This is a genomic window from Rubrivirga sp. (assembly GCF_049648075.1).
Classification (GTDB): domain Bacteria; phylum Bacteroidota; class Rhodothermia; order Rhodothermales; family Rubricoccaceae; genus Rubrivirga.
Genome location: NZ_JBARYR010000347.1, coordinates 1 through 2,160, shown reverse-complemented (window position 1 = coordinate 2,160; position 2,160 = coordinate 1). Strand labels below are relative to the sequence as shown.

Genomic DNA, 2,160 nt, shown 5'->3' with positions numbered 1-2,160 from the left:
TCGACCTCGCGCTGGGCCTCGGCCTTTTTTCGTTCCAGGTCGAGCGAGACCTGATGCCGCTGCGACTCGATGCCCCGGAACAGCGCGGCCTTGTCATCGAGGGCGGACCGCTCGGCTCGCAACGACTCGTACCGCGTGTGATCGGCTTCGATCTGGTCGCTCGACGCGATCAGCGTCTCCGCCTTCTTGGTCCGCTCCGCTACCCGAGCCTGCTCGGCCTCGATGCGCTCGATCCGCTTGCCGAGGTCCCCGAGCGCCGCGCGGGCATCGTCCGCCTCGCGCTTGGCGGCATCGAGGTCGGCGAGCGTCCGCGCCGCATCGGCCTCGTCCTTGGTCGCGGTCTCGACCTCGAGGGCGGTCGTCGCGACGATCTCCGCCACGGCAGCCCGCTCCTTTTCCCACTCCTCGACCGGGCCGAGCGCCTGTGACAATCGCTCGGTCTCGGCCTCGAGGCTGTTGGCCTGTTCGCGGAGCGCGCTCCACCGCTTGCCCGCCTGCGTCGCCAGCCGCTCGTAGCGCCCGAGCGCCAGGATCTTGCCCAGGATCTCCTTCCGCTCGCCGGGCTTCTTCTTGGTGAACTCGTCGCTGCGGCCCTGGAGCAGAAACGTCGAGTTGATGAACGTCTCGTAGTCGATCCCGACGCGCGTGTCGATCGCCGACTGCGTCTCGCGCACCGAGCCGGTCGTCAACGGCCGCCAGTCGTCGCCGTCGCGGACGGTGAACTCCAGACCCGGCTTCGAGGTCTTCCCGCTCGCCGACCGCTGATAGCTCCTCACGACGCGGTAGACGGCCTCGCCGGCCTGGAACTCGAACGAGACCTCCATCGAGCGCTGGCCGATGCGCAGCAACTCGTCGTCCGGCTTTCGGGCCTCGCTCGACTTTCGGGCCTCGCCCCAGACCGCCCACGTGATCGCGTCGAGCAAGGCGCTCTTTCCTTGCCCGTTCCCACCCGACAGGCACGCGACGTGGATGCCCTCGAAGTCGAGGACGGGCGCCTCCTCCCCGTACGACAGGAAGTTGCGGAGTTGGAGCCGGAGTGGTGTCATGGATCTGTGGCGGCAGCGAAGCTCGCCTCAAGGTGTGTCGGCCTCGCGTCAGGCCCCGTGCCCCGGCCAGTTAGTCGAGCGGCTCCTCGCCGGTGACCGACTCCGGCTCCCCCTCCTGCCACGTGTTGAACTTGTCGACCAGCGCCTGCTGCATCCCGGGCGTCACGGCCCGCACGACACCCCAGACCTCGGGCGCGATGGCCTCGATCGGGTCGTAGAGGACGGATCCCGCTCGGGTCTCCTCGGCGATGGCGAAGGGGGACTGTCCGGGAAGTGGGCTGAACGACGTCGTGAGCATCAGCACGGACAGTCCGAACGCCGCCCGAAGCGCCCCGACGCCTCCGCCCGCCGCGGTGTCCAGGCTTCCCAGCTTGATCGCCTCGAGGGTCTTCCGCAGAACGTGCGTCGCCGCCGTGAGAGCCGCCAGGACAGCGCCAAAAACGACGATGAAGCCGAGCACCGGTGCCGTCCGAGGGCTCACGCCCAAACTCTCAGCCACGATCACGCCGATGGGTTCCATCAAGGCCGTTGCGAAGACGAACCCCACGACCCAACCGACCGTCGAGACGATCTGCCGGAGCGCGCCCGTGCGCAACCCGCGCCACAGCCCGATCGCGAGCATGGCGGCCATGAAAAGGTCCAGTTTGCCCACCTAGGCCGACAGTAGCTCGCGCACGACCGCCTGCACGCGCGATCCCTCCGCGACGCCCTTCAGCGCCGACATCGCCTCGCCCATCACGCGGCCCATGTCCTTCATCGAGGTCGCGCCGGACCGCTGGACGATCTCGTGGACCGTGCGGTGGATGTCCTCGTCGGTCGCCTGGGCCGGCAGGTAGGCCTCGATGTAGCCGAGCTCCGCGATCTCGCGGTCGGCCAGATCTTGGCGGTCGGCCTCGATGTACTGTGCCGCCGCGTCACGGCGCTGCTTGGCCTGTTTCGCGACGACGGCCGTGACCTGGTCGTCGGAGAGCGGCCCGTCGCCGGACTTCTCCTGTTGCGTGATCGCCGACTGGACCATGCGGATCGCTCCGAGCCGCACCTTGTCCTTTTGGCGCATCGCGTCTTTCAAATCCCGGGCGAGCGTTTCCTTGAGCATGACAGATCAGATCGTGTC

Annotated in this window: 3 protein-coding genes; all 3 read right to left on the bottom strand. The window is 68.3% G+C overall.

The features are described 5' to 3' along the window. The coding region (locus WBA11_RS10280; RefSeq protein WP_424520604.1) for an AAA family ATPase at positions 1-1,046 on the bottom strand (1,046 nt) is incomplete at its 3' end. A gap of 70 nt (positions 1,047-1,116) precedes the next feature. Continuing rightward, on the bottom strand, positions 1,117-1,677 hold the full coding sequence (locus tag WBA11_RS10275; RefSeq protein WP_424520603.1) for a CvpA family protein: 561 nt from the start codon (positions 1,675-1,677) through the stop codon (positions 1,117-1,119). A 21-nt stretch (positions 1,678-1,698) separates the two neighbouring features. Further along, positions 1,699-2,142, bottom strand: coding sequence for a GatB/YqeY domain-containing protein (locus WBA11_RS10270; RefSeq protein ID WP_424520602.1), 444 nt, complete (start codon positions 2,140-2,142; stop codon positions 1,699-1,701). Positions 2,143-2,160: the final 18 nt, after the last annotated feature.

What these genes read in the sequence shown, in the direction of transcription:
- WBA11_RS10275 (WP_424520603.1), bottom strand. Translation starts at nt 1,677, where the DNA reads ATGGCCGCCATGCTCGCGATCGGGCTGTGGCGCGGGTTGCGCACGGGC.
- WBA11_RS10270 (WP_424520602.1), bottom strand. Translation starts at nt 2,142, where the DNA reads ATGCTCAAGGAAACGCTCGCCCGGGATTTGAAAGACGCGATGCGCCAA.